The sequence below is a fragment of the Thioclava sp. F34-6 genome (assembly GCF_002213235.1).
GTDB classification, from domain to species: Bacteria; Pseudomonadota; Alphaproteobacteria; order Rhodobacterales; family Rhodobacteraceae; genus Thioclava; species Thioclava nitratireducens.
The window spans coordinates 287,332-308,303 of sequence record NZ_NBOA01000002.1; the positions used below are offsets into that span (position 1 = coordinate 287,332).

Below are 20,972 nucleotides of genomic sequence, written 5' to 3' on the forward strand. Positions count from 1 at the left end.
GTAAGGGCAGCGCATGAGACAAGGTTTCCCATTTGCCCGCGCCGGACAGCGCATCGGTCTTCTGGGCGGGTCGTTCGATCCTGCGCATGAAGGCCACGTGCTGATCACGCGCGAGGCGCTGCGCCGTTTCAACCTCGACCGGGTCTGGTGGGTCGTGAGCCCCGGCAACCCGCTCAAGGCGCATGGGCCTGCACCGCTAGATCAGCGGATCGCGAGTGCACGGGCCATCCTCGGGGGAGACCCTCGGGTCGTGGTGACAGATATCGAAGCGCGGCTCGGTACCCGCTACACCGCCGACACGATCACCGCGCTGCGTGCGCTCTATCCCGGTGTGAATTTCGCATGGCTGATGGGAGCGGATAACCTCGTACAGCTCGATCGCTGGGACCATTGGCGGACGATCATAGAAAGCGTGTCGATCGGCGTTCTGGCGCGTCCGGGCTGGCGGATGCCGGGGCGTTGGGCGCGCGCGGCGCGCATCTATGCGCGGGCCGAATTGCCCGCGGTTGCCTCGCAGCGCCTGCTCGACGGGCCAGCGCCACGCTGGTGCTTCGTAAACATCCCGATGTCGTCGATTTCCTCCACGGAAATTCGGGAGAAAGGCGGCTGGGGGGCATCGACGCCTGCTTGAAGACGGCGCAGGGCGCGCTACGCTCGGGCTAACGCCGAGGGGGAATCGCCATGCCGCTAACGATATCGCGTCGCTTTGCATTGCTGGGTGGCGCCGCGCTTTTCGTCACTCCGAAGACGGTTTTGGGTCAGGCGCCCGCAGCCGCCGAACTGGTTCGGATGGCGGGGCTGAGCGGCGATGTCGGCTATGTCGTGGCAGATCTGAAAACGGGCCAGATCCTTGAACAGCGCAATCCCGGCCAAGCGATGCCGCCCGCCTCCGCGCTCAAATCGATCACTTCGATTTACGCGATGGAGCAACTGGGCGGCGATTTCCGCTTCGGTACGCAGTTGATCGCGACGGGGCCAATCTCTGGCGGGCGGATTCAGGGTGATCTGATCCTCGCGGGCGGTGGCGATCCCACGCTGACGACCGACGATCTCAATGCGATGGCGAAGTCGCTCGCAGCCAAGGGGGTGCAGGGCGTCACGGGGCGGTTCCTGACCTGGGCCGGCGCGCTTCCGTACAAGAGCGAGATCGCAAATGATCAGCCGATTTTCGCAGGCTACAACCCGTCGATCTCCGGGCTGATGCTGAATTTCAATCGCGTGCATTTCCAATGGCGTCGCTCCGGGGGCGGCTGGGCGCTGAGCATGGACGCGCGTGGGCGCGACGTGCAGCCTCAGGCCTATACAGCGAAAGCCTCGATCGCGAAGCGGTCCTCACCCACGTTCACCTATTCGGATCGCGGCGGGGTAGAGCATTGGACGGTCGCCTCGGCGGCTTTGGGGCGTGGCGGAAGCCGTTGGTTGCCGGTGCGCCATCCCGCGGCCTATGCGGGCGACGTGTTCCAGACGCTGGCCCGCGCACAGGGCACGCCGCTGCCCGCGCCGGAAGAGGCGCGCAACCTGCCCAGCGGCACGGTTCTGGTAAGCCATGGCAGCGATCCGCTTGTGCCAGTGCTGCGCGCGATGATGAAATACTCGACCAATATCACCGCCGAGGCGGTGGGCATGACGGTCAGCAAACGGCTGGGCGCGGGCAGTTCCCTGATGCAATCGGGGCAGGCCATGACCCAATGGCTGCAGCAGCGCACGGGCGCACGCTCGGCCCGGTTCACCGACCATTCCGGGTTGCGCGCCGATGCCGAGATTTCGCCGCAGGACATGGTCGCGGCGCTGCGCAATCTTGGCGCACCGATGGGGCTGCGCAGCTTGATGAAACCTTTCAAGCTGCGCGATGCGACGGGTAGGGCCTCGAAATCGCAGCCGTTCAGCGTCGATGCCAAGACCGGGACGCTCAATTTCGTCTCGACCTTGGCGGGCTACATGACCGCGCCGGATGGCACCGAGCTTGTGTTTGCGATCTTCACCGCCGATCTCGACCGTCGCCGGCGCGCGGGCTCCGCACCGCGCCCGCCGGGGCAGGTGCAATGGGTGCGTGCGTCGAAAATCCTGCAGAGCCAGCTACTGGAACGTTGGGCCGGGATTTACGGGTGAGGCGCGATCCGGGCGGTGAACATGCCGCGTTCCCGCCCGAAGTGCCGCCGAGGATCAGAGCGTGACGTGACGCACTTTCGCGCCCCATTCGATGGCGACGGCGTGCAGCCGGTCGATCGCCAGCTCGCCGCGGATCTCCTCCAGCAGACGCAACTCGGCCTGTCGGATCGTGCCATCGGCCGCAGCTACGTCGCAGGCCAGCGCATAGGCGGTCTCGAAGATATGCTCGGGCAGCGCATCGCGGACCAGGCCGAACAGCGCTTCGAGCCCGTCTTCCTCTTCGAACAGTGTGAACACAGAGCGCGAGACCCGGGAGACGCGGTCGAAATCGTAGCCCGCGAAGATCGGCATGTGGTTCACGATCCGCTCGATGGCGACGAGTTCCGAGGTCGGCACGTCCTCGTCGGCGGCGGACACCGCGACCATCACGGCGACGAGCGCGTCTTGGGGCGAAAGCGAGGAGAGAACGTCTGGCAAGTCGGAGCTCCTTGATGGTGTTCGAGTGCTAATTATTGACTGTCCCCCTTCGCTTCAATAGGTCAGGCGCGACCGGGCGCACGGGGCGCCTTCATGAGGTATGCAATGACGAGCTTGCGTGACGCTGCGATGAAATCCAAGGCCTGGCCCTTCGAGGAAGCCCGCCGGGTGCTCAAGCGTTACGAGAAACGCGATCCGGAGAAGGGCTATGTCCTGTTCGAGACGGGCTACGGGCCGTCGGGGCTGCCGCATATCGGCACGTTCGGGGAGGTTGCGCGCACGACGATGATCCGTCGCGCTTTCGAGGTGATCTCGGATATCCCGACGAAGCTTCTGTGCTTCTCGGACGATATGGACGGGATGCGCAAGGTGCCGAGCAACGTGCCTAATCAGGACATGCTGCGCCAGCACGAGCAGAAGCCGCTGACCTCGGTGCCCGATCCGTTCGGCGATTTCGACAGCTTCGGCAACCACAACAACGCGATGCTGCGCCGTTTCCTCGATACGTTCGGCTTCGAGTACGAATTCGCGAGCGCGACCGACTACTACAAGTCGGGCCGGTTCGACGAGATGCTGATGAAATCGGCCCACGAATACGATCAGATCATGGAAATCATGCTGAAGTCGCTGCGCGAAGAGCGTCAGCAGACCTATTCGTGCTTCCTGCCGATCCATCCCGAGACGGGCCGTGTGCTGTATGTTCCGATGAAGGAGGTCAACGCGCGCGACGGCACCGTGACCTTCGACGACGAGGAAGGGCGCGAATGGACGCTGCCGGTCACCGGTGGCAATGTGAAGCTGCAGTGGAAACCCGATTTCGGAATGCGTTGGGCCGCGCTCGGCGTCGATTTCGAGATGTATGGCAAGGATCACTCGACCAACACGCCGATCTATGACGGTATCTGCCGCGTCCTCGGCGGACGTGCGCCCGAGCACTTCACCTACGAGCTGTTCCTCGACGCGAATGGCGAGAAAATCTCGAAGTCGAAGGGCAACGGCCTTTCGATCGACGAGTGGCTGACCTATGCAGCGACGGAGTCCTTGAGCTACTTCATGTATCTCAAGCCGAAGACCGCGAAGCGGATGCATTTCGACGTGATCCCGAAGGCGGTGGACGAATATCACCAGCAGCTGCGGGCCTATCCCGATCAGCCGATCGAGCAGCAGGTGAACAACCCGGTCTGGCACATCCATGGCGGCAATCCGCCCGAGAGCCGGATGGTGGTGCCTTTCGCGATGTTGCTCAATCTTGCGAGCGTCGCAGGCGCGACCGAGAAGGAAGGGCTGTGGGGTTTCATCAAGCGCTATGCGCCCGAGGCGAGCCCGGAAGGCAATCCGGACCTCGATCAGGCGGCAGGCTTCGCGCTGAAGTATTTCGAGGACTTCGTGAAGCCCACGCTGGTCTTCCGCGCGCCCTCCGAGCAAGAGCGGGCGGCGCTGGAAGATCTGGCGAAGGCGCTGAAATCGGAAGAGGCGGCGCTCGATCAGATCGCGCGCAAGAACGCGGCGGCAGGCAACGACGAGCCGCTGCCGGAGGCCGATTTCCACAGTGACGAGTTCCTGCAGTCGGTCGTCTTCGCGGTCGGCAAGAACCACGAATTCGCCAACCTGCGCGATTGGTTCAAGGCGCTCTACGAGGTACTCCTGGGTCAGAGCCAAGGGCCGCGCTTCGGCGGGTTCATCGCGCTTTACGGTGTCGATGAGACCGTCGCGCTGATCGAGCGGGCGCTGGCGGGCGAACTGGTCGCCTAGGCTTTCCAGAGTTCGAACCAAGCCCCCCAGCGGTCGCAGAGCGGCTCGGGGGGCTCGGCGAATATTTTGGCGCCGAGAGTGAAGGCTTCGGCCTCGAGCCGGGCAGATTCGGTGCGGATCAATGCAAGCAACGCCTCGGCCCTTTCGGGATCGAGATGCTCGGGCACCCTCATCTCGAGCACATGCAGGTCGTGATGATCTCCGATCAACTCGCCCAGAGTGTCGAGCGCGTCTTCGCGTGGGTGCAGCATCTCGGGCCAGATTGGGGCGAGCAGGCGGGTGTGATACCAGTGCTGCTTCACCCGCGTCCGCCAATGGTGGAGGTCTGCGCCAGCGTATGATTTCTGGGCGGTTTTCAGACGCTTGCGGCAATCTTTCAGGGTCTCGTGCAATCCGGTCTCATAGGCGGGCCAGCCCTTTGCGCTGACCTCCCAATCCTTTGCGCGTTTGCGGATTTCCGTGACGCGTTTGACGAATGTCGAAATATCGCCTTCCTTCGGGGGCGGGGTTGCGGGGAGTGCTTCGAGCATGGTGCGGGCCGCCGAGGCGCCATCAAGATCGGGCCCTTCGCGCCCCAGCCGGATCAACGAGGCGCGCATCACCTCGTCGTCTCGCAGGCCGGATATGCCGCGGGCAGCCTCGGACAAGGCCTCGTTTTCCTTGTGAAAATCGGCGAAGTGCGGCGCGAGAAGACGGATCAGGCCGCGGGTCTTCTTGATCGCCTTGCGCAGGGCGTGAACCGAAGGATCGGGTTTCCCAGCCAGTTTCATGGCCGTCCCAAGCTCGCTGCGCGCGATGCGGCGAAGGGCTTTCGTTGGGGTCTTGTCGTCGGGGGATATGGCGTAGACCATCTGCGCTCCTCTCGGCTGCACTCCCGATGTGGCGCGAGGATATGACAGGCGCATGACGCTGTCATCTGCGAAGCGGGAGAGGCGGCGCGGCGCGCGGAGGTATCAGGTCTTCTTTAATCTTTCCTTCTAGCTCTTTTCGGGCCGAAGCGCGGGCGCTTTCGGCGGGTTCCAAGGCGCATGGAGCGATGCGCGGGGCGCGCGCGGGTGGAAAATGGACGAGAGGATTGCAGATGAACGTCGCGATTACCGAAGGGCTGGTGCTGACCCCGCCCGCATTCGCCGAAGGGCTGGATCAATGGTCGAGTGAAGATGGCACGCCGGGCTCCACGACCTATGAGAGCTCGGGCAATGCCGCGCTGGTTCCGGCGGATGCGGATTTCGGCGGTTGTCTCGAAATGCTCAAGATGCAGACGGTGCAGAAACTGCGCTACATGGGCGACACGCCGATCCTGCCGGGCGCCTATCTGCGCATCCGGGCGCGGGTGAAGGCGGTGAGCGGCAACCTGCCTGAGGTGAGGATTGCAGGCTATGCGGTGACGGGATCGGGTAGCCACGTGAGCGGCGTGGTCGAGGTGGGGCCGACGGTGGCGCTGCAAAGCTATGGTGAGGTGGTCGAGGTTTCTGCGATCGTGGGCACCGGCTCGCGCGACGGTGTCGATATGTCGTGGGGGCTGGATGCGATTTACGGGCATTTCGGGCTGGACCTGACGGGCGCGACTGGCGGGGTCGTGCGCATCGACGATATCGAGATCGAGGATGTGACCGAGGCCTTCCTGCGCGAGCTGATGGGCTGGGTCGATGTGAAGGATTACGGCGCGGTCGGGGATGGCGTCACGGACAACGTCGCGGCCTTCAATGCGGCCGATCAGGCGGCGAACGGGCGCAAGGTTCTCGTCTCGGAGGGGAATTATTATCTGGGCAGCTCGATCTCGATCTCGTCGCCGGTAGAGTTCGTGGGCACGCTGGTAATGCCGGTGGCGGCGAAGCTGGCGCTGATGTCGTCTTTCGACTTCCCGACCTATGCGGCGGCGTTCGGCGATGAGCTGGCTGGGTTCAAGAAGGCGCTACAGGCGCTGTTCGGATATACCGATCATAACGTGCTGGATCTGAAAGGGCGTCGCGTCGAGGTGACCGAACCGATCCGCATCGAGGAGATCGCGCCGGACCTGTCGAGCTTTTCGAACCGTCGGGTTCTGCAGAATGGGCAGATCAACGTGATCGCGGGATCTGGTTGGGACGATGAAGTGGTGACGTCGCAGGCGACCTATTCGGTGAGCCAGTCGATGCAGCTGACCTCGGTCGCCAATATCGCCAATATTCCCGTTGGCGCGCGGATCACCGGCACCGGCGTCGGGCGCGAAGTCTATGTGAGGTCGAAGAATAACGGCGCGCAGACGCTGTATCTCTCGCAGCCGCTTTATGGCGGGTCTGGGACGCGGACTTATACCTTCACACGTCACCAATATGTGCTGGATTTCTCGGGGATGGAGAAGCTCGACCGGTTCAACATCGCCAATGTGGAGTTCCTCTGCAACGGCGCGGCGAGCTGCATCATGCTGGCGCCCGACGGGCAGATGTTCCAAATCCGCGACAGCTATGTGGTGCGGCCCAGGGATCGCGCGATCACCTCAATCGGGCGCGGGTGCCAGGACCTGCTGATCGATGGCTGTCAGTTCCTGTCGGACGAGATGCTGGTGCCCGCGCAGGATCGCAAGTCGATGGTGCTGAACGTCAACGCCAATGACAGCAAGATCCGAGACTCACGCTTCGTGCGCTTCGGAACGAGTTTCGTGCTGAATGGCTCTGGGCATTTGATCGTCGGTAATCACTGGTTTCAGGGCGACGAGGAAACCAGCGGCGTGCGCGTTGCGGGGCTCGTTTTCACGCAGACCAATGTGCAATCGGCGGTGACCGGAAATTACATCGATAACTCGGTCATCGAATGGACGAATGAACACGATGCCGAGCCGGATTTCGCGAGCGAGTACAGCTTTGGCGGGCTGACCGTGACGGGCAATACCTGCGTGTGCATCAACGTCGCGCCTTGGTTCACGTGGCTCTCGATAAAGCCCTATGGGCCGGGGCATTTCATCCAAGGGCTGAGCGTGACGAACAACGTGTTCAAGTCGCTCAACGGCAGTGTCGACCGGATCGAGAAAATCGATACGAGCTTTGCCGATATCGACCGCTCGCGGGTGCGCAATGTGGTGTTCGAAGGAAATATGTTCAACGGGATCAAAGAGATATCGCAGAACCCGGTGATGGTCGAGGTGAACCAGTCGGCTGCGCAATCGGTCTGGACGGCGGATGCGAGCGAGTACCTGCCCTTCGCGGGCTGGGCGCGCAATGTTCAAGGCCTGATCGCCGAGGGGATGGTGCGAGATAGCTCGGGCGCGCGGATCGACGCAATGCCCTATGTCGCGGTGGAGCAGGGCGCGGCCAAGAACCAGATCACGGTGAACTGGCCGGAGGCGGCGAAGGGGCGGCTGCAAGTCACGCTGCGGATGGATAACCCGATCTGACGGGGTGCTTGGGCTGTGCCGATCCGGGCCGGGCGGACGGATTGGCGATGCGGCGCGTGGGATGAAAGTCTTGCGCGCCGTTTTCATGTCAGGTCCGCAGGCATCAGGCGAAAAGCGCGGCCGAAGCCGCCATTGAGGCTGGCCGAGGTCAGGCGGAGATCGAAGAAAAAGAAATCGGGCAGGTCGATATAAAGCTTCGATTTCGGATGATCGGCAAGCCAGCGGTCGCGCATCGTCGGGAAGGCGGGGTTGTCGCGTTCGACGGCATGGGCTTCGACCTGCAGCGAGAGGCGCGGATGGGTGAGCGGATCGCCTTTTGAGCCAGGCTCTCCCAACAGCAGACCCGCGCGGCGATCCCGCAGCAGGGCTGTCGTATGCGCCGCGAGGCTGGATACGAAGATTAACAGTTCCCCCTGAGGGCCGGGCCCGAGGGCGACGCGGGTCACGACCGGCGCGCCCGTATCCGGGTCGAGCGTGCCGAGCGCCCCGAACCGGGCCTCGCGGATCAGGCGTTGCGCCAAGGCGCGGGCCTCGTCATCCGTCGGGCGAATTGGGTCGGTCGTTGGAGTTGGTTGCGGCATGGGCGACTCCTCGCGGACGTCCTAATGCTAGGACTCAGCCACGCCGTCCGCAATCGACGTCGTCGGCTTTAGGATGACGTAACGACAGATTGCGTACCGAATCACCCCGTGGTGCCATGTTCCCTCTTCTTGGTTGCCGCCCGCTTTTAACCATGAGGTCGATTTTCAGATGCGGGCTCCGCGCGCATGAAACGCTACAGGCAAGCGCTTGATTAAGCGTGACTATTTTCTGCCTCATTTCCGTGCATTTACAGCGTTAGCGCAATCGGTGTCAAAAAGTTTACAAAAAAATTCAGCGTATAAAGGGGGTTACATGAATCTTAACCTTTGAGTTACAGTGGCGCGGGGTAGAGGGCCTGCACCATGACGCGGGCGACATGCGGACACGCCGTGCCGCAAGGCGAAATTGCTGGGAGGAAACTCATGACTGCGCAAGACAAGGTGACTCAGGTTCCAGAGGTCAAAGAGGTCCCGCCGGGCTTCGAGAACGCCCATGCCGACGCTGCGAAATATCGCGAGATGTACAAGGAATCGATCACCGACCCGGAGAAGTTCTGGGGCCGCGAGGGCAAGCGCCTCGACTGGATCACGCCGTATACCAAGGTGAAGAACACCGATTTCACCTTCGGCCATGTCGATATCAAGTGGTTCGAGGACGGCGTGTTGAACGCCAGCGTGAACTGCATCGACCGCCACCTTGCGACGCGCGGCGACCAGACCGCGATCATCTTCGAGCCCGACGATCCGGAAACCCCGGCGCAGCACATCACCTACAAGGAGCTTTCCGAGAAGGTGAACCGCTTCGCCAATGTGCTTTCGAGCCAGGGCGTGATGCGCGGCGACCGCGTCGTGATCTACCTGCCGATGATCCCCGAAGCGGCTTACGCGATGCTCGCCTGCGCGCGCATCGGCGCGATCCACTCGATCGTCTTCGCGGGCTTCTCGCCCGACGCGCTGGCGAACCGCATCAATGACTCGGGCGCGAAAGTCGTGATCACCGCCGACACCGCGCCGCGCGGTGGTCGCCGCACGCCGCTCAAGGCCAATGCCGACGCCGCGCTGCTGCACTGCTCGGACAAGGTGCGCTGCCTCGTGGTGAAGCATACCGGCGACCAGACCACCTGGATCGACGGGCGCGATGTCGACGTGAAGGCGATGATGGAGAACGTCTCGCCCGATTGTCCGGCGCGTCCGATGAACGCGGAAGATCCGCTTTTCATCCTCTACACCTCGGGCTCGACCGGCAAGCCGAAGGGCGTCGTGCACACGACCGGCGGCTACATGGTCTATGCCGCGATGACGCATCAATACACGTTCGACTACCATGACGGCGACGTGTTCTGGTGCACCGCGGATGTCGGCTGGGTCACCGGTCACAGCTACATTGTCTACGGGCCGCTCGCGAATGGTGCGACGACCGTCATGTTCGAAGGCGTGCCGACCTATCCGGACGCGGGCCGTTTCTGGGCCGTGTGCGAGAAACACAAGGTCAACCAGTTCTACACCGCGCCCACCGCGATCCGCTCGCTGATGGGGCAGGGGCCGGAATGGGTCGAGAAATACGATCTGTCCGCTCTCAAGGTGCTGGGCTCGGTCGGCGAACCGATCAACCCCGAGGCCTGGGCCTGGTACGACAAGTATGTCGGAAAGGGCAAATGCCCGATCGTCGACACGTTCTGGCAGACCGAGACCGGCGGTCACATGCTGACCCCGCTTCCGGGCGCGACGCCCACCAAGCCCGGCTCGGCGACCCGTCCGTTCTTCGGCGTGAAGCCGGTCGTGCTCGACCCGCAGACTGCGGTGAAGCAGGACGAGACCGAGACCGAAGGCGTGCTCTGCATCTCGGACAGCTGGCCGGGCCAGATGCGCACCATCTGGGGCGATCACGAGCGCTTCCAGGAGACCTATTTCAGCCAGTACAAGGGTTATTACTTCACCGGTGACGGCTGCCGCCGCGACAGCGACGGTTACTACTGGATCACCGGCCGCGTAGACGACGTGATCAACGTCTCGGGCCACCGCATGGGCACGGCGGAAGTCGAGTCCGCGCTGGTCGCGCACCAGGCCGTGGCCGAGGCTGCCGTGGTGGGCTACCCGCACGAGCTGAAAGGGCAGGGCATCTACGCCTATGTCACGCTGATGAACGATGTCGAACCTTCCGACGAGCTGCGCAAGGAGCTCGAGAAGTGGGTCCGCACCGAGATCGGCCCGATCGCGAAACCGGACATCATCCAATGGGCGCCGGGCCTGCCGAAGACCCGTTCGGGCAAGATCATGCGCCGCATCCTGCGCAAGATCGCCGAGAACGATTTCGGCAGCCTGGGTGACACCTCGACGCTGGCCGACCCGTCGGTCGTCGATGAGTTGATCGAAAATCGCGGGAACAAGTGATGGCCGACAGCACGACCATGACGCGGACCAAGCCTGCGGTTCTGATCCTTCTCGGCCCGCCGGGCGCGGGCAAGGGCACGCAGGCGCGGATGCTCGAAGAGAGGTTCGGCCTCGTGCAGCTCTCGACGGGCGATCTTCTGCGGGCCGCGGTGTCGCAGGGCACCGAGGCGGGCCTCGCCGCGAAAGCGGTGATGGAGGAGGGCGGTCTCGTCTCGGACGAGATCGTTCTGGCGATCCTGCAAGATCGCATGGCGGAACCGGACGTTGCTAAAGGGGTGATCCTCGACGGGTTCCCGCGCACCGCCGGGCAGGCTGCGGCGCTCGACAGGCTTCTGGAGGAGAATGGCCAGTCGGTGACCGCGGCGATCAGCCTGGAGGTCGACGACGAGGCGATGATCGCCCGCGTCGCCGGCCGCTACACCTGCGCCAAATGCGGCGAGGGGTATCACGACGAGTTCAAACAGCCCGCGGTCGCGGGCGTTTGCGACAAATGCGGCGGCACGGAATTCAAGCGCCGGGCCGACGACAATGCCGAGACGGCGCGCGCCAGGTTGGAGGCCTATCACGCGCAAACGGCACCGCTGATCGCCCATTACAAGGCGCTCGGTGTTCTCGAGGAAATCGACGCGATGGGCTCCATCGACGAGATCGCCTCGGGCCTTGGGTCGATCGTAGAGCGCGTCTCGGCCTGATTTTTGGGGAGGGGCGGGCCCATGAGGGGCCCGTCTGGAGAGAAACTAAAGGGAGTTAGTCTCATGGCGGACAAATCCTCGTCCAACGCCTATTGGAAGGCGAATATCCGGACCATCCAGATCTCTCTGGTGATCTGGTTCATCGTGTCCTTCGGCTTCGGCATCCTGCTGCGCCCGATGCTGGCAGGCATCAAGATCGGCGGCACTGATCTCGGCTTCTGGTTCGCCCAGCAAGGCTCGATCCTCGTGTTCCTGGTGCTCATCTTCACCTATGCGTGGCGGATGAACAAACTGGACCGCGAGCACGGCGTCGAAGAGTAATCTCAGGGAGGAGAGAGGGATATGGATCAGTTTACCCTCAACCTGCTGGTGGTTGGCGCGACGTTCGTGCTCTACATCGGCATCGCGATCTGGGCCCGTGCGGGTTCCACGTCGGAATTCTACGCCGCCGGTCGCGGCGTTCACCCGGTCGTCAACGGCATGGCTACGGGCGCTGACTGGATGTCGGCCGCGTCGTTCATCTCGATGGCGGGCATCATCGCCTTTGGCGGCTACGACACCTCGGCCTACCTGATGGGCTGGACTGGCGGCTACGTGCTGCTGGCCATGCTGCTTGCGCCTTACCTGCGCAAGTTCGGCAAGTTCACCGTGCCGGAATTCATCGGCGACCGTTTCTACTCGCAAACCGCGCGCACCGTGGCCGTGGTCTGCCTTATCGTGGCGTCGATTACCTACGTTATCGGTCAGATGACCGGTGTGGGCGTCGCGTTCTCGCGCTTCCTCGAAGTCGACAACACCACCGGCCTCTTCATCGGCGCGGCGATCGTGTTCCTCTACGCGGTTCTGGGCGGTATGAAGGGCATCACCTACACGCAGGTGGCTCAGTACGTCGTGCTGATCATCGCCTACACGATCCCGGCGATCTTCATCTCGCTGCAGCTGACCGGCAACCCGATCCCGGGCCTGGGCCTGTTCTCGAACGACGTGAACACCGGCGAGCCGATCCTGTCGACGCTGAACGGTCTGGTCTCCGATCTGGGCTTCGCGTCCTATACCGGCCAGCATGACACGATGCTCAACATGTTCCTGTTCACCATGACGCTGATGGTCGGCACCGCCGGTCTGCCCCACGTCATCGTGCGCTTCTTCACCGTTCCGAAGGTCGCCGACGCGCGCTCCTCGGCGGGTTGGGCGCTGGTGTTCATCGCGCTGCTCTATCTCACCGCTCCGGCTGTGGGTGCGATGGCGCGTCTGAACCTGATCTCGACCTTCTACCCCAATGGCGTGAACGAGCCGGCGGTGGAGATGACCGCGATCGAGAACGATCAGAACCTGTCGTGGGTGCGCAACTGGGCCGCGACCGGTCTTCTGTCCTTCGACGACAAGAACGGCGACGGTCGCATCGAGTACAATGCGGGCGACACCAACGAACTGACCGTGAACCGCGACATCATCACCCTCGCCAACCCCGAGATCGCCAACCTGCCGGGTTGGGTGATCGCGCTGGTGGCGGCCGGTGGTCTGGCTGCGGCTCTGTCGACCGCTGCGGGCCTTCTGATGGCGATCTCGTCGGCGGTCTCGCATGACCTGATCAAGTCGCAGATCAACCCGGGCATCTCGGAAAAAGGCGAGCTTCTGGCCGCCCGTATCTCGATGGCCGTTGCGATCGCGATCGCGACCTATCTGGGTCTGAACCCGCCCGGCTTCGCGGCGCAGACGGTGGCTCTGGCCTTCGGTCTGGCGGCGTCGTCGATCTTCCCGGCACTGATGATGGGCATCTTCACGAAGCGCATCAACAACACCGGTGCCGTCGCGGGCATGCTGACCGGCCTGATCACCACGCTGGTCTACATCTTCCTGCACAAGGGCTGGTTCTTCATCCCGGACACCAACATGTTCTCGGATGCGAACCCGATGATCCTCTCGATCAAGTCGACGTCCTTCGGCGTGATCGGTGCGGTCCTGAACTTCATCGTCGCATACTTCGTCTCGAACGCGACGAAAGAGACCCCGGAAGACATCCAGGAGCTCGTCGAGTCGATCCGCGTGCCGAAAGGCGCCGGTGCGGCAGTCGACCACTGAGACAGCGGCGCGGGACGGGGGAACCCTCGTCCCGCCCCTCGAAAATCCGGCAGGCGCCCCGGGGGGCGCCGCCACTTCCCGAAGGAAAAGATCATGGCCGCCGATCTGACCCCGATCCTCGCATTTCTCGAAGGCGTCCACCCTTACGACAATCTGCCGCGCAACGAGCTGGAGCGTGTCGCCAGTTCCTTCCGTCGCAGGGAATTGCCCGCCGGGCAGACCGTCTATTCCTATCGCGAGCCGCTCAAGGGCATCTATCTGATCAAGCGCGGATCGGTCGAAGTGACCGACCAGAACGGGGCACTGGTCTCGATCCTCGGTGCGCGCAACACATTCGGTGAGCGCGGTCTGATGCGCGACGGGCTCGCCGCAACCACCGCGCGCACGACCGCCGAGACCGTGCTGCTGGAACTGCCAGTCGACGAATTCCGGGAGCTGTCGCAGAACACTCCCGCCTTCGCGCGGTTCTTCAACCGGGTGCGCGGCGGCGAGAGCCGCACCAACTCCATCGCGACGATGAAGATCGCTGATCTGCTGGCGCAGGAGCCGATGGGCTGCGCGCCGGAGACCACCGTGACCGAGGCCGCGCGGCAGATGCGCGACGCACATATCTCCTCTCTGGGCGTGACCGATGCGAATGGCTCGCTGGTTGGGATCGTCACCGTGCGCGACCTGTCGAACAAGGTTCTGGCCGAGGGCCGCGCACCCGACACGCCGGTAGGCGAGGTGATGACGCCCGATCCGGTGACGCTGACGCCCGACGGGCTGGGGACGGACCTTCTGCATGTCATGCTGGAAAAGCGCGTCGGGCACCTGCCGATCACCGATCGCGGGCGATTCGTGGGCATGATCACCCAGACCGATCTTACCCGCTTTCAGGCCGTGAGTTCGGCCGTGCTGATCCGCGATGTGGCGGGCGCCGAAACGGTGGCCGAAATGGCCGCCGTCACCGCGCGCATCCCGCAGCTTCTGGTGCAGCTCGTGGGCGGGCATCACGCCCATGAGGTCATCACGCGGCTGATCACCGATATCGCCGATGCAGTCACGCGCCGGCTGCTGAAGATGGCCGAAGAGACGCTGGGGCCGCCGCCTGTGCCCTATCTCTGGATGGCCTGCGGCTCGCAGGGCCGACAGGAGCAGACAGGCGTCTCCGATCAGGACAACTGCCTGATCCTCGACGATGCGGTGACCGAGGCTGATATGGAGTATTTCCGCCAGTTCGCGAAGATCGTCTCGGATGGTCTGGACGCCTGCGGTTACGTCTATTGCCCGGGCGACATGATGGCGACGAACCCGCGCTGGTGTCAGCCGGTCCGGGTCTGGCGGGACTATTTCAACGGCTGGATCGCCAAGCCGAACCCCGAGGCGCAGATGCTGGCCTCGGTGATGTTCGACCTGCGCGCGATCGGGGGCAACGGTGCGACGCTGTTCCAGCAGTTGCAGGAAGAAACCTTGGCGAAGGCGGCGAAGAACTCGATCTTCGTGGCGCATATGATCGCCAACAGCCTCAAGCATCACCCGCCGCTGGGCCTGATCCGGGGCTTCGCCACGATCCGCTCGGGCGAGCATCGCAATCATATCGACATGAAGCATAACGGCGTGGTGCCAGTGACCGATCTGGCGCGCATCTACGCGCTGCAGGGCCGCCTGCCGGAGGTGAACACCCGCGCGCGCCTGATCGAGGCGGAACATGCAGGCGTGCTGAGCCATTCCGGTGCGCGCGATCTGGTCGAGGCCTATGACCTGATCGCGTCGATGCGGCTCGAGAACCAGGCGCATCTCGCGCGCTCGGGGCGCAAGCCGGACAATTATCTTGCACCCTCGGACCTGTCCGATTTCGAACGCTCGCATCTGCGCGACGCTTTCGTTGTGGTGCGAACGATGCAATCGGCCGCCGGTCACGGCAAAGGCGCGATGAGCTGAGGAGAGCTAATGACGAACGATTTCATCTCGACCATTGCCGCGGGCCTGCTGGCCGCCCTCGTGGTCTTTCTGCTGTCGCATCTGAGCAAGCGGATCCGCGGCGAGAAGCTGCCGAAATGGGTGATGCCGGCAGCAATTGGCGCGGCGCTGATCGGCTATACGATCTGGAGCGAATATTCGTGGTTTCCCGAAATGCGCTCCGAGATGCCCGACACGGTCGTCGTGCTGCAGAAGATCGACGAAAGCGTGCCGTGGCGGCCCTGGACCTACCTTGTGCCGATGGTCACGCGTTTCATGGCGGTTGATGGCGGCAAGGTGGAACATCCTGTCGTGGGCAAGCCGGAACTGGTCGAGACCGATCTGCTGCTGATCGGACGCTGGCAGAATTTGCAGACTGTGCCGACGGTCTATGACTGCAAGACCGACAGCCGCGCCGATCTGGTGAACGGAGCCACGCTGTCGAAAGACGGAGAGCTGTCGGGCGGCGGTTGGCTGAAGCTCACGCCCGACGACCCGGGACTGAAAGCGGTATGCGCAGGAGGATGAGACCATGCCGGGGGGGAGGAAACATCGCGTCCTGATCGTGGAGGACGAGGACAATATCGCGATCGCGCTCGACTACCTGATGAGTCGCGAGGGCTACGAGCATGACCGGATCGATACCGGGCGCGGCGCGCTGGAGAAAATCCGCGAGACCCGCCCCGATCTGGTCCTTCTCGACGTGATGCTGCCCGAAGTGTCGGGCTACGAGATCTGTGAAGGCGTGCGCGCCGACAAGGGCCTCGGCGATGTGAAAATCCTGATGATGACCGCGCGCGGCTCCGCGATGGAGCGCCGCAAGGGGCTCGCGCTCGGAGCTGACGGGTTCATCGCCAAACCCTTCGAACTGCGCGAATTGCGCGAGGAGGTCCACCGCATTCTCGACGGGGAGACGGCCTGATGGATCTCACCCGGCTCTCCCTGCGCACCCGGGTGTTCCTGTTCTTCGCCGCGCTCGCGCTCGGCAATCTCGCGGCGCTGGTGGCGGGGTTGTGGTTCGGCTTCACCCGGCTTGGCGATCCCGATTTGCTGAACGCTATGGTGATCGGCGGCACGGTCGCGGGCTTCGCGATCCTCGGGCTGATCGCCTGGATCTGGTTTCTGTTCGACGAGAACGTGGCCAAACCGATCGAGCGGCTCTCGGGGATGCTGCGCGCCCGCACCACCGCCGAGATCGAGGGCGAGATGGATGTCGATATCGCGCGCCATCTGGGCGATCTGGCTCCCGCCGCGGCCTCCGTCACGCGTCATCTGTCGGAGACCCGCAACGCCCTGAGCGAAGCCGTTCAGCGCGAGACGACGCGGCTCGCGCAGGAGAAGGAGCGGCTCGAGGCGCTCCTGTCGGATGTGCCGGTGGGCGTTTTGCTCTGCACGGCCGATCATCAGCTGGCCTTCTATAACGGGCAGGCGGTGGAGCTCTTGGGCTCGGCCCATGCGCCGGGGCTCGATCGGCGCGTTTTCGATTACCTCAACCAGCCGCCCATCGCCCATGCCTATGAGCGTCTTCTGGCGACGGAAGACCCCGATGCGGCCTCGGATCTTCTGTGTTCGACCAAGGCGGAGGGGCGCGTGCTCGCCGCCCGGATGCGGCTGCTGTCGGAGGGTGAGGATCACTACGTCTCGAAGCGCCCGGGCTACGTGCTGACGCTGCGCGACGTCTCGGGCGACATGGCCGCTCATGCGCAGCGCGAGCAGTTGATGGATGAGCTGTTCGACCGCATCCGCCGCCCGGCCGCCGCGCTGCAATCGCTGATCGGGGTCCTGACCGCCGACGACGGGCCCGCCCCGGGTCCGGAGCGGGACCGGGTTCGCGAGGCCGCCAATTCCGAGGCGCATCACCTCTCCGCCGCGATCCACGAATTTTTCGAGCGCCACGAGGCGAACCGCGCCGATTGGTGGCCGCTCGCGATGATCCGCGCCTCCGATCTGGGGCAGGCGGTGGCCGCGCGGGTAGCCGCCGAAGGGGGGGCGATCCTCCCGGTCACGGCCGCGCTGATGCTGCGCTGCGAGGGGTTCGAGATGGTCGCGCTTCTGGCGGGTCTGGTGCGTCGCCTGACCGACCGGCGCGACTTCCGGCTGGAGATTACAGAGGACGGCCCCGGCGCGCTGATCGCGCTGGAATGGGAAGGCGCTCCGCTCCCGATCGGAGAGCTGGAGCGCTGGCTTGCCGAACCGCTCGACACCGGGCTGGAAGATGTGACCGGGCACCGGGTGCTCACCACCCATGCCGCCGAAATCTGGCCCGAGAAGCTGGGCGACACGCGTGCGCGCCTGTGTATCCCGCTCCGCGAGGCGCGCCATGTCACCAAACGCCCGAAGCCGGTGCCGCGCGCGGTGGTCTACGATTTCGACCTGCTTGCGCGCGAGCGCGTCGCCGAGATCGCCGACACGCCGCTGACCGATCTGACCTATGTCGTGTTCGACACCGAGACGACCGGCCTGCTTCCCACCGAGGGCGATGAGATCGTCCAGATCGCCGCGGTCCGGATCGTCAACGGGCGGCGGATCGATACCGAGGTCTTCGACACGCTCGTCGATCCCAAACGCCCGATTCCGCCCGGCTCGACCGAGGTGCATGGCATCTCGAATGCGATGGTCGAAGGCGCGCCCGACATTGCCAAGGTGGGGCGCGATTTCCATCGTTTCGCCGAAGGCGCGGTGCTGATCGCGCATAACGCGCCCTTCGACATGGAATTCCTGCATCGCAAGGAAGGCGCGATCGGAGAGCGGTTCGATCATCCGATCCTCGACACGGTGCTGCTGTCGGCGGTGGTGTTCGGGCAGTCGGAGAGCCACACGCTCGACGCGCTGACCCACAGGCTTGGCATCACCATCCCCGAGGAGGCACGCCACACCGCGATCGGCGATACGGTCGCGACGGCGGATGCTTTTCTGAAGATGCTGCCGGCGCTGCAGGCGCGGGGGGTGCGGACGTTCGGCGAATTGGTGGCGGAGCTGCGCAAGCACGGGCGACTGCTCAAGGATCTGAACGGGTAGGGGGCTCTGCCCCCATCTCCTCCGGAGATCCCCCGGGATATTTGGGCCAAGGCGAAGTGCGGCCGCGCCCCTGATGTCAGAGAATCTCGAGAACGGTTTCCGGCGGGCGGCCGATGCGGGCCGCAGTCTCGGTCAGCACCAAGGGGCGCTCGATCAGCTTCGGGTTGGCGGTGAGCGCCGAGAGGATTTCGTTCTCGCCGGCCTCCTTGGAGAGGTCGGTATCCTTCCAGCGGATCAGGGCGGAGGCGGGCTGGCCGAGCTTCATCAGCGCGTCCTGCAGTTCGACCATGGTCGGCGGCTCTTTCTGGTAGTCGCGCACCGCAGGCGCGATCCCGCGCGCTTCGAGAAGTTTCAGCGTCTCGCGCGATTTCGAGCAGCGCGGATTGTGCCAGATCGTTACAGCCATTTGTCTCTCCCGGTGCCGATCGCCTCGGAAACGCTGGCGAAGCCGTCGCGTTCCAGAAGGGCGTCGAGGCCGCGTACGATATCTGCAGCGAGCGAGAGGCCGGAGAACACCATCGCGGTGTAGAGCTGCACCGCCGAGGCGCCCGCGCGGATTTTCTCGTAGGCCTGCTCGGCAGAGCCCACGCCGCCAACACCGATCAGCGGCAGGGCGCCCGCAGTATGCCGCGAGAGCTGGGCCAGAACGCGGGTCGATTTCTCAAACAACGGTGCGCCGGACATGCCGCCCTGATCGGAGGGGTTGGGCGAGGTCAGCCCCTCGCGCGAAAGCGTCGTATTGGTCGCGATGATCCCGTCGATCCCGCTTTCCAGCGCGACCTCGGCGATCTCGGCCAGTTCCTCGGCGCTCAGATCGGGGGCGATTTTCAGGAAGACCGGGATACGCCGCGCGAGGCCGTCGCGGGTCTCGATCACGCCTGCCAGCAGCGCAGACAGCGCGGCTTTGCCCTGCAGGTCGCGCAGCTTCTCGGTGTTGGGCGAGGAGACGTTGACCGTTGCGAAATCGATATGCGGGCCGGCATGGGCCAGAACGGTCGCAAAATCTTTCGCGCGGTCGGCGGCGTCCTTGTTGGCGCCGAGATTGAGGCCTACCGGAATGCCCTGCGGGCGCTTTGCCAGCCGCTCTGTGATCGGCTCCATGCCCTGATTGTTGAAGCCGAAGCGATTGATCGCGGCGCGGTCGGCGGGCAGCCGCCAGAGACGCGGAGGCAGGTTGCCTTCCTGTGCGCGCGGCGTCGCGGCACCAACTTCGATGAAGCCGAAGCCCGCGCGCATCAGCTGCGGCACGGCCTCGGCGTTCTTGTCGAAGCCGGCCGCAAGGCCCACCGGGTTCAGAAGCGACATCCCCGCCAGATCGGTTTTCAGCCGGGGCGAAGTGATCGGGCCGGGCAGGGGCGCGAGCCCCATTCGCAGCGCGCGCAGCGACAGGCCATGCGCCTTTTCCGGGTCGATCTTGTGAAAAACCGCGAGGCCCGCACGCTCGATCAGGGTGGTCACGACATTTCCTTCGGGAAGATATGGCCCGCAGCGCCCAGGGGCAGGGCGTGGTCCCAGACGACTTCGCTGAGATTCAGCGGGCGGTAGAGATGCGGGAAGAGCTGATCGCGGCGCGAAGGTTCCCACTTCAGATCGGCGCCCATCGCGGTGGAGTCGAAGGCGACCAGCACCAGATCGGATTCGCCCGCGAAATGTTTCGCAGCCGTTTCGACGACCTGATCGGCGGTGGAGAAATGGATATAGCCGTCCGCGAGGTCGACCGGAGCGCCGAGCGTGTGCCCGGCTTCGCGAAATGCATCCCATTCGGGGCGACGGAGGATTTTGTAAATCAACATGGCTTTCCCTTGCCCGAAAACGCGCCGTCCGGTCAAGCGTGGGGCTTGTGCCGCGCGCGTGGCGGCATAGCTTTGTGCCATGTGCGGACGTATGGCCAACACTCTTCCTGTCGATGCGATGGCGCGTCTGTTCAAGGCGGTGCCCGGCAATGACGTGCCCGATGGCGAGCGGTTCAACATCTGCCCGACCCAGAGCCTGCCGGTCTGCGTCTCCGGTGAGGGGCAGCGGCAGTTGCGGGCGATGCGCTGGGGCTTCATCCCGCATTGGTACAAGACGCCGACCGACGGGCCATTGCTGATCAATGCACGCTCGGAGACAGTCGCGGAGAAGCCCGCCTTCCGGGCGGCGATCCGGTCGCGGCGCTGCCTGATCCCGGCGGATGGCTTCTATGAATGGCATCGCGAGGGGGAGGCGAAGCTGCCTTTCTACGTTTCGCGCAGGGACGGGGCGCCGATGGTGTTCGGCGGGCTCTGGCAGGACTGGGAGAAGGGCGGCGAGTTGCTGACGACCTGCGCCATCGTGACGGTGCCGGCAGGCCCGACGCTCGCCCCGATCCATCACCGCGAGCCGCTGGTCCTCGAAGAAGCCGACTGGGCGAAATGGCTGGGCGAGGAGGGCCATGGCGCGGCGACACTGATGCAGCCCAGGCCCGAGGGCATCCTGCAGGCGTGGCGCGTGGGCCAAGAGGTGAACTCGAACCGCGCCTCCGGGGCGGGTTTACGCGAACCGTTTGCCAATCCCGCTTGAATGGCGCGGCGTGGA

At 64.3% G+C, this 20,972-nt stretch carries 19 protein-coding genes; 13 read left to right on the plus strand and 6 right to left on the minus strand.

What is annotated here, in order from left to right; genetic code table 11:
• The first annotated feature begins 13 nt into the window (after window positions 1-13).
• Complete coding sequence (locus tag B6V72_RS04650; RefSeq protein WP_088722344.1) at window positions 14-631, plus strand: nicotinate-nucleotide adenylyltransferase; 618 nt, start codon at window positions 14-16, stop codon at window positions 629-631.
• A gap of 50 nt (window positions 632-681) precedes the next feature.
• Window positions 682-2,109: a D-alanyl-D-alanine carboxypeptidase/D-alanyl-D-alanine-endopeptidase gene (gene dacB / locus B6V72_RS04655; protein ID WP_088734870.1), complete on the plus strand. Its 1,428-nt coding sequence runs from the start codon at window positions 682-684 to the stop codon at window positions 2,107-2,109.
• A 54-nt stretch (window positions 2,110-2,163) separates the two neighbouring features.
• Here dacB and B6V72_RS04660 read toward each other — a convergent pair whose 3' ends face one another.
• Entirely contained in the window at window positions 2,164-2,586 is a 423-nt protein-coding gene (locus tag B6V72_RS04660; RefSeq protein ID WP_075774054.1) for a tellurite resistance TerB family protein, read from the minus strand.
• Between the two features lie 105 nt (window positions 2,587-2,691).
• Here B6V72_RS04660 and B6V72_RS04665 point away from each other — a divergent pair, with 105 nt between their 5' ends.
• Entirely contained in the window at window positions 2,692-4,338 is a 1,647-nt protein-coding gene (locus tag B6V72_RS04665; protein ID WP_088719592.1) for a lysine--tRNA ligase, read from the plus strand.
• Here the strand turns inward: B6V72_RS04665 and B6V72_RS04670 are convergent.
• Window positions 4,335-5,189 carry a CHAD domain-containing protein gene (locus tag B6V72_RS04670; RefSeq protein ID WP_168173011.1) on the minus strand — a complete coding sequence of 285 codons (855 nt, stop codon included), beginning with the start codon at window positions 5,187-5,189 and terminating at the stop codon, window positions 4,335-4,337. The genes B6V72_RS04665 and B6V72_RS04670 overlap by 4 nt on opposite strands.
• A gap of 230 nt (window positions 5,190-5,419) precedes the next feature.
• Here B6V72_RS04670 and B6V72_RS04675 point away from each other — a divergent pair, with 230 nt between their 5' ends.
• Window positions 5,420-7,711 (plus strand): glycosyl hydrolase family 28-related protein, encoded by a 2,292-nt coding sequence (locus tag B6V72_RS04675; protein WP_088734872.1) that lies wholly within the window; start codon window positions 5,420-5,422, stop codon window positions 7,709-7,711.
• An 83-nt stretch (window positions 7,712-7,794) separates the two neighbouring features.
• Here B6V72_RS04675 and B6V72_RS04680 read toward each other — a convergent pair whose 3' ends face one another.
• Complete coding sequence (locus B6V72_RS04680; protein ID WP_088722349.1) at window positions 7,795-8,292, minus strand: pyridoxamine 5'-phosphate oxidase family protein; 498 nt, start codon at window positions 8,290-8,292, stop codon at window positions 7,795-7,797.
• A 423-nt stretch (window positions 8,293-8,715) separates the two neighbouring features.
• On the opposite strand from B6V72_RS04680, the gene acs reads away from it, so the two are divergent.
• The 8 genes from acs to B6V72_RS04720 all read left to right on the plus strand — a co-directional run bounded on the left by acs (window position 8,716) and on the right by B6V72_RS04720 (window position 18,416).
• The gene (acs, locus tag B6V72_RS04685; RefSeq protein ID WP_077701305.1) at window positions 8,716-10,683 is read left to right on the plus strand and encodes an acetate--CoA ligase; all 1,968 of its coding nucleotides are present in this window, start codon (window positions 8,716-8,718) and stop codon (window positions 10,681-10,683) included.
• A complete protein-coding gene (locus B6V72_RS04690; RefSeq protein WP_075774059.1) occupies window positions 10,683-11,375 on the plus strand; it encodes an adenylate kinase in 693 nt (230 codons plus the stop codon). The genes acs and B6V72_RS04690 overlap by 1 nt, the downstream gene beginning before the upstream one ends.
• Before the next feature lie 63 nt (window positions 11,376-11,438).
• Window positions 11,439-11,696, plus strand: coding sequence for a DUF4212 domain-containing protein (locus B6V72_RS04695; RefSeq protein WP_075774060.1), 258 nt, complete (start codon window positions 11,439-11,441; stop codon window positions 11,694-11,696).
• Window positions 11,697-11,717: 21 nt separating this feature from the next.
• A complete protein-coding gene (locus B6V72_RS04700; protein ID WP_075774061.1) occupies window positions 11,718-13,457 on the plus strand; it encodes a sodium:solute symporter family protein in 1,740 nt (579 codons plus the stop codon).
• Window positions 13,458-13,550: 93 nt separating this feature from the next.
• On the plus strand, window positions 13,551-15,380 hold the full coding sequence (locus B6V72_RS04705) for a DUF294 nucleotidyltransferase-like domain-containing protein (RefSeq protein WP_088734873.1): 1,830 nt from the start codon (window positions 13,551-13,553) through the stop codon (window positions 15,378-15,380).
• A gap of 9 nt (window positions 15,381-15,389) precedes the next feature.
• Window positions 15,390-15,926 (plus strand): hypothetical protein, encoded by a 537-nt coding sequence (locus B6V72_RS04710; RefSeq protein ID WP_075774063.1) that lies wholly within the window; start codon window positions 15,390-15,392, stop codon window positions 15,924-15,926.
• 4 nt (window positions 15,927-15,930) lie between these two features.
• Window positions 15,931-16,320, plus strand: a complete 390-nt coding sequence (locus tag B6V72_RS04715) for a response regulator (RefSeq protein ID WP_075774064.1) — start codon at window positions 15,931-15,933, stop codon at window positions 16,318-16,320.
• Window positions 16,320-18,416, plus strand: a complete 2,097-nt coding sequence (locus B6V72_RS04720) for an exonuclease domain-containing protein (RefSeq protein ID WP_088734874.1) — start codon at window positions 16,320-16,322, stop codon at window positions 18,414-18,416. The genes B6V72_RS04715 and B6V72_RS04720 overlap by 1 nt, the downstream gene beginning before the upstream one ends.
• A gap of 76 nt (window positions 18,417-18,492) precedes the next feature.
• Here the strand turns inward: B6V72_RS04720 and arsC are convergent, their stop codons facing one another.
• The 3 genes from arsC to B6V72_RS04735 are packed head-to-tail and all read right to left on the minus strand — an operon-like array spanning window position 18,493 to window position 20,209.
• The gene (gene arsC, locus B6V72_RS04725) at window positions 18,493-18,822 is read right to left on the minus strand and encodes an arsenate reductase (glutaredoxin) (protein WP_088722353.1); all 330 of its coding nucleotides are present in this window, start codon (window positions 18,820-18,822) and stop codon (window positions 18,493-18,495) included.
• A complete protein-coding gene (locus B6V72_RS04730) occupies window positions 18,813-19,865 on the minus strand; it encodes a quinone-dependent dihydroorotate dehydrogenase (RefSeq protein ID WP_088735092.1) in 1,053 nt (350 codons plus the stop codon). Before B6V72_RS04730 ends, arsC begins: the two co-directional genes overlap by 10 nt.
• A gap of 5 nt (window positions 19,866-19,870) precedes the next feature.
• Window positions 19,871-20,209, minus strand: coding sequence for a DUF952 domain-containing protein (locus B6V72_RS04735; RefSeq protein WP_078520541.1), 339 nt, complete (start codon window positions 20,207-20,209; stop codon window positions 19,871-19,873).
• Window positions 20,210-20,288: 79 nt separating this feature from the next.
• Here B6V72_RS04735 and B6V72_RS04740 point away from each other — a divergent pair, with 79 nt between their 5' ends.
• Window positions 20,289-20,957, plus strand: coding sequence for an SOS response-associated peptidase (locus B6V72_RS04740; protein ID WP_088722354.1), 669 nt, complete (start codon window positions 20,289-20,291; stop codon window positions 20,955-20,957).
• The last annotated feature ends 15 nt before the right edge of the window (window positions 20,958-20,972 follow it).